Below are 5,571 nucleotides of genomic sequence, written 5' to 3' on the forward strand. Positions count from 1 at the left end.
AGGCCCGTGGGCCGCACCACCTGCTCGGTGAAAACGCCGCCGGTGCGCCCCAGCTCCCACGGGCCCGGGGTCGCGCTGACGAAGATGGTCTGGGGGCGCATGGCTTCCCATTCCTCAAACTTCAGCGGCCGGTTGTCCTGGCAGGACGGCAGGCGGAAACCATAGTCGGACAGTGTGGATTTGCGTGACCGGTCGCCTTTGTACATGGCGCCGATCTGCGGCACCATCACGTGGCTTTCGTCCACGATGAGCAGTGAGTCTTTGGGCAGATACTCGAACAGCGTGGGCGGCGGCTCGCCCGGCTTGCGGCCGGTGAGAAAGCGCGAATAGTTCTCGATCCCTGCGCAGGCCCCTGTGGCCACCATCATCTCCAGATCAAAGCGGGTCCGCTCTTCCAGTCTTTGGGCTTCCAATAATTTCCCGGCCGCGTGGAACTCTTCCAGGCGCTGTTTCAGCTCGACCTTGATGTGCTCTACCGCCTGCATCAAAGTCGGTTTAGGCGTGACGTAGTGGCTGTTGGGATAGACGCGCACACTCTCCAGCGCGGCGATTTTTTCGCCCGTCAGCGGGTCGACCTCGTGAATGCTTTCCACGTCGTCGCCGAAGAGGCTGAGGCGCCAGGCGCGGTCCTCGAAGTGGGCCGGGAAAATCTCCAGCGTGTCGCCGCGCACGCGGAACGTGCCGCGGGAAAAGTCCACGTCGTTGCGCTTGTACTGCAGTTCGGTCAGACGGGCGAGGAGCTGCTGCTGTGCTATTTTCTGGCCGGCCTTGATGTCCAGGATCATCGTCGAATACAGCTCGGGCGAGCCAATACCGTAAATGCACGACACGGAAGCTACCAGGATCACATCGTCCCGCTCGAACAGCGAACGGGTGGCCGCGTGGCGCATGCGGTCGATCTGCTCGTTGATGCTGGAGTCTTTTTCGATGAAGGTATCCGTGCGCGGCACGTACGCTTCGGGTTGATAGTAATCGTAGTAGGACACAAAGTATTCAACGGCGTTATTGGGGAAAAACGTCTTCATCTCGCCGTACAGCTGGGCCGCCAGAGTTTTGTTGTGGGCCAGCACCAGCGTGGGCCGCTGCACCTGCTGGATCACGTGCGCCATGGTGAAGGTTTTACCCGAGCCGGTGACGCCCAGCAGCACCTGGTCACGCTCGTTGTTTTTCAGTCCTTCAGTTAATGCAGCAATCGCCTGCGGCTGATCGCCTGCGGGCCGGAAATCCGAGACGACTTCCAGTTTTTTTCCCTGCCCTGTCCTTTCCCGCCGCGCGGGAAGGTGGTCGTAAACGTCATGTATGCTGCCCATGGAGAAAATATAGCACAGGGAGGGCAGGGGGCGCATCTATGGCAGGCGGGACAAACAAAGATTGCAGGAAAATGATTTTGAAACTATACAATGATCCGCTTTTTTAATGTGTTCAGGAGAATTCTGTGATTGTATGGTATCGTCAGGCCTTGCAAAATGTCCTTTTTCCTTTGACCCTTATCCTGTCGGCCTGTGCTTCTGTGCCAGACAAACCTGTCCGTGCGGATGATGTGACGGATGTGGGAGAAAGGCCGGACACCGAACAGCCGGATATGAATGCCGGGGAAGCAGCCCTGGAAAATCTTTCTCCGGAACCGCAGTCACCGCCGGCTCCTGCTGCGCATCCAGACGAAAATCCCGCTCCGGATTCTGAGGAGGAAGCGGACCGGATAGCAAAAGCCGAAGCGGCCAGAGAAAAAGCGGAGAGAGAAGCTTCGGCCAGACGCAGATACGCTGCTGATCACACAACGGACCTGTTTCACAGGACAGGTGCGGCTGTAAAAAAGGCATAGAAAAACGGGTTTCCGAACTGCCTGCGGGTGAAAAAGCCCGGATTGTGTCTGCTTTCCACTGCCTGAACATCGGTCCTCATGACAGTATTAAATTTGCCGGATGCCTGAAAGGCATGGGCCAGTTTGCTTTTCCCGTCCTTGTCGTCAGTCCCCGGGATGTGGGGCTTACAGATAAAGAGGCCGGTGACCTGAGTGCCGGCCTGGCAGGCAAAAAGAACAATGGAACAAAATACGGACAGAAAGTCAGAGATGGGGCAGAGTCGTATGTGAAGAAGCTGGCAGCCCTTCCCGGTTACGAACATGTGGCAGACAACACGCAGTTTTATATCGACCTTATTGCTGACAGGGTCCTGACAGATTCATTCTATCAGGGACAGCTTATCCAGCTGGGTGAGGAAATACGACAACAGAGAGGGCTGCGCGAAAAAGTCACAGCCATAAAATCCAGTATCATATTTACCTGGTCCCTGGAGGGGACTCCCAAAGCCCTGAGGGACAGGGTTGTAGCAGCGGGACTGTGGATGAAGCCGGAGACGGTCCGGATCAGCTTAAGTCCGGAAGAGTTTCGCAGGCATCTTATTTTGGGCCTGTTTCATGAACTTTCACATCTGAAACGGCCGAAAGAAGGACTGCAGGGAATAAAGGCCGTTGTCGAAGATCTTAAGGCCGACGACGATGGCATCGTTCGCTATGTTGCCGCCGCCGGTTATGACAAGGTTGTTACCCTGAACGTCTTCGGGCCGTCCATTTCAGCTTTGCATTCCGCTGTCAATACGTTCAGGCAACTGAGATCCCTTGGAATGAAAGGCCCGGTTCAGGAGCGTGGAGAGGACAAGGAGGCCTACATTGACAGACTTGCACAATACGTTGATTCCGCCCAGCTTGATCCACACCTTTTTGGCGTGGCTCTTGCCTACAGTTTTATAGGGGAGTTCCCTTTCAGTTCAGCCTCTTTTGGGAGGGATCCTGTGCAACACATCCAGAATGTTCATACCGAATACAGATGGATCGCCCTGGGTATCGTCAGAATGGCAGACAAAAAGGGGATCGCTCCTTCCCGGGGCTGGGACCTGCTTCCCATGAGCCTGGTTTTCCGCGAGGCTTTCGACACGTTCTTTGAAGAGCACGCCATGCCTGCGGAAACAGACGTCGCGGCTGAAAAATACTATGTGGTCGCATGCCGTCTTTTCGCCAAGCCGGAGTTCTGTGGTAATCTTCCCCCGCTGGATCCGGATGAAATCGGCTTCAGGGACAGATGGCTCAATCCTGCGGACAGGATGTTTGCTGTTTATCCTGCTGGCCCGGCGTTCTGAAAAAATTCTTGGATCGGTGGGGCGATCGTAAACGTCACGAATGCTGCCCATGGGAGAGAGACTGGCAGATCATGGCCCATACCGCAGCAGTTCATTGATTCCAGTCTTGCGCCGGGTTTGGGCATCTACAGTCTTGACGATGATGGCGCAGGCGAGGGATGGTCCAGGAGAGCCATCCGGAAGGGGCTTGCCAGGGAGGCTTCCGGGAACAACGACAGAGAAGGGCGGGACAACCCCGCGGAAAATCTGCCCAGTTTCCCGGTCAATGATTTTTGTGGAGGCGCCAAGAAAAACGCCCATGGATATGACGGCGCCCTCACCCACCCGGGTGCCTTCTGCGATTTCGCTTCGCGCACCGATGAAGACGTTGTCCTCAATGATGACCGGGGCGGCCTGGAGAGGCTCCAGAACGCCGCCAATCCCTGTACCGCCGGAGATGTGGCAGTTTTTTCCCACCTGGGCGCAGGACCCGACCGTGGCCCAGGTGTCGATCATTGTGCCTTCGCCCACCCGGGCCGCAACATTGACGAAACAGGGCATGAGTACCGCGCCGGGCCCGATCCAGGCCGAGTGGCGGACAATCGCCCCCGGAACGGCCCTGAATCCGGCCTTGCGGAAATCGTCTTCGGACCAGCCGTCAAATTTGCTGCCAATCCTGTCAGACCATTGGCTGTTTCCTGGCCCGCCGCGGATTGTCCGGACATGCATCAGCCCGAAGGACAGCACAACAGCCTGCTTCAGCCAGCTATGGATGATCCAGTTTCCGGCGCCGTCCGGTTCGGCCACACGCATCTCCCCACTGTCCAGCAGGGAAAGTGCCGCGCAGACGGCCTCCAGAACCTCGCGCGCGCGGGCACTTTTCGTATCGGCCAGAATGGCTTGCCGCTGCTCCCATGCAGTTTCTATGGTTTTTTTCAGAGCTGTTGTCATGGTCTTGTTTTCGGGCAATCCGTCCCTGTGATCCAATGAATTTTCTGCATGGATTGTTTGGCGTGCAACAGGTTGTGCTCTTGGAGAAAGGCCGGTATGTCTGGTATGACTGGTACGGAAGTTTTCACCGCCCGGGAGGATGCAATGAAAAAGGTGCTGTTCGCTGGTCTTGTGGTTTCAGCCCTGTCGTTCCCTGCGCTGGCCGCAGTGGAAAACAGGGAAGTCCTGTTCGGGGCCATGGATCACAACAAGGACGGGGTTGTCACCCGCCTGGAGTATATCAATTTCCAGGAAAGGCAGTTCGTGGAAGGGGACAAAAACCGCGACTGGGCCCTGTCCCGGCAGGAAATGGAAATCATGGAGGAGCAGAGGAAAGAGGCTCTGGCTGCGCGTAGATAGGCGGTCCTATTTCTTCTTTTTCCCGCTGGCCCTGGTTTTCTTTTCAGGAGCTGTGCCTGCTTTTCCTTCCTTTTTCGCCAGAAGCTCCACCGCCTGGTCCAGGGTGACATCATCGGGCGACGTGTCTTTGGGGATCGAGGCGAAAACCTTGCCGTGTTTCACATAAGGGCCGTAGCGGCCTGCGCCCACAGTAATCGGCTTGCCATCAGCTGGATGTTTGCCCAGCTCTTTTCCCGGCGCAGCTGAGCCACCGCGCCCGCGGCCGCTTTTCGCCTCAGCCAGCAGAACCACAGCGCGGTTGAGGCCTACGGACAGGACATCGTCGTCCGCCGTCAGGTTTTTCCATGTGGTACCGTGCTTCAGATACGGGCCAAAACGTCCGATCCCGGCGGTAATCATCTGGCCGGTTTCCGGGTGCTTGCCCACATCACGCGGCAGGGCCAGCAGCTTCAGGGCAGTATCCAGGTCCAGATCATGGGCGTGCAGGCCTTTGGGCAGGGAAACCCGTTTGGGTTTTTCTGTATCGTCCTTTTTCTTCGTCTTTTTCTTTTTTCCATCTTCTGCAGCTGGCGGTGGCGCCTCTTCCTTCGGGCCCAGCTGGGCATAGACGCCGTAAGGGCCGTGACGGACGGTTACAGGTAACCCTGTCACCGGGTCGTTACCCAGCAGGCGAGGGCCTTCCACCAGGGTTGCTGCGTCCTCGCCCTCCTCGTGGGTCATGGACAGATGGCGGGTGTACTTGCATTCAGGGTACCGGGAACAGCCGATAAAGCCGCCAAATTTGCCCAGCTTGAGGCCCAGACGTCCCTCGTGGCAGGCGGGACAGGTGCGGGCGCCGTGCTTCAGCGCTGCGGTGTCGGGTGTTTCGGGGAAAAAATGGGGGCCCAGATGCTGGTCCAGGGCATCCAGAACCTGGGTGATGGTCAGGTCCTTTGTCTCGCCCACTGCAGCGGAAAAATCGGTCCAGAACTGACGCAGCAGCTTTTTCCACTCCAGCCGTCCGCCGGAAATATCGTCCAGTTTTTCTTCCAGGCTGGCGGTGAAGTCGTATTCAACATACCGTTCGAAAAAGCTGGTCAGGAAGGCGGTGACGATGCGGCCCCGGTC

5 protein-coding genes are annotated in these 5,571 nt (G+C 57.4%); 2 read left to right on the forward strand and 3 right to left on the reverse strand.

Annotated features, from left to right (window positions below; all coding sequences use genetic code 11):
* Positions 1-1,310 (reverse strand): DEAD/DEAH box helicase family protein (locus M3O22_05955; GenBank protein MDP9196293.1); only part of this gene is annotated, 1,310 nt, incomplete at its 3' end.
* Between the two features lie 625 nt (positions 1,311-1,935).
* Between M3O22_05955 and M3O22_05960 the strand changes: the two genes are divergently transcribed.
* Positions 1,936-3,135, forward strand: a complete 1,200-nt coding sequence (locus M3O22_05960) for a hypothetical protein (GenBank protein ID MDP9196294.1) — start codon at positions 1,936-1,938, stop codon at positions 3,133-3,135.
* 69 nt (positions 3,136-3,204) lie between these two features.
* Here M3O22_05960 and M3O22_05965 read toward each other — a convergent pair whose 3' ends face one another.
* The gene (locus M3O22_05965; protein MDP9196295.1) at positions 3,205-4,065 is read right to left on the reverse strand and encodes a 2,3,4,5-tetrahydropyridine-2,6-dicarboxylate N-succinyltransferase; all 861 of its coding nucleotides are present in this window, start codon (positions 4,063-4,065) and stop codon (positions 3,205-3,207) included.
* 105 nt (positions 4,066-4,170) lie between these two features.
* On the opposite strand from M3O22_05965, the gene M3O22_05970 reads away from it, so the two are divergent.
* Entirely contained in the window at positions 4,171-4,464 is a 294-nt protein-coding gene (locus M3O22_05970; protein MDP9196296.1) for a hypothetical protein, read from the forward strand.
* A 6-nt stretch (positions 4,465-4,470) separates the two neighbouring features.
* On the opposite strand, the gene M3O22_05975 is transcribed toward M3O22_05970, so the two are convergent.
* A partial coding sequence (locus M3O22_05975; GenBank protein ID MDP9196297.1) for a topoisomerase DNA-binding C4 zinc finger domain-containing protein occupies positions 4,471-5,571 on the reverse strand: 1,101 nt, incomplete at its 5' end.

This window comes from Pseudomonadota bacterium (assembly GCA_030775045.1).
GTDB lineage: Bacteria > Pseudomonadota > Alphaproteobacteria > JALYJY01 > JALYJY01 > JALYJY01.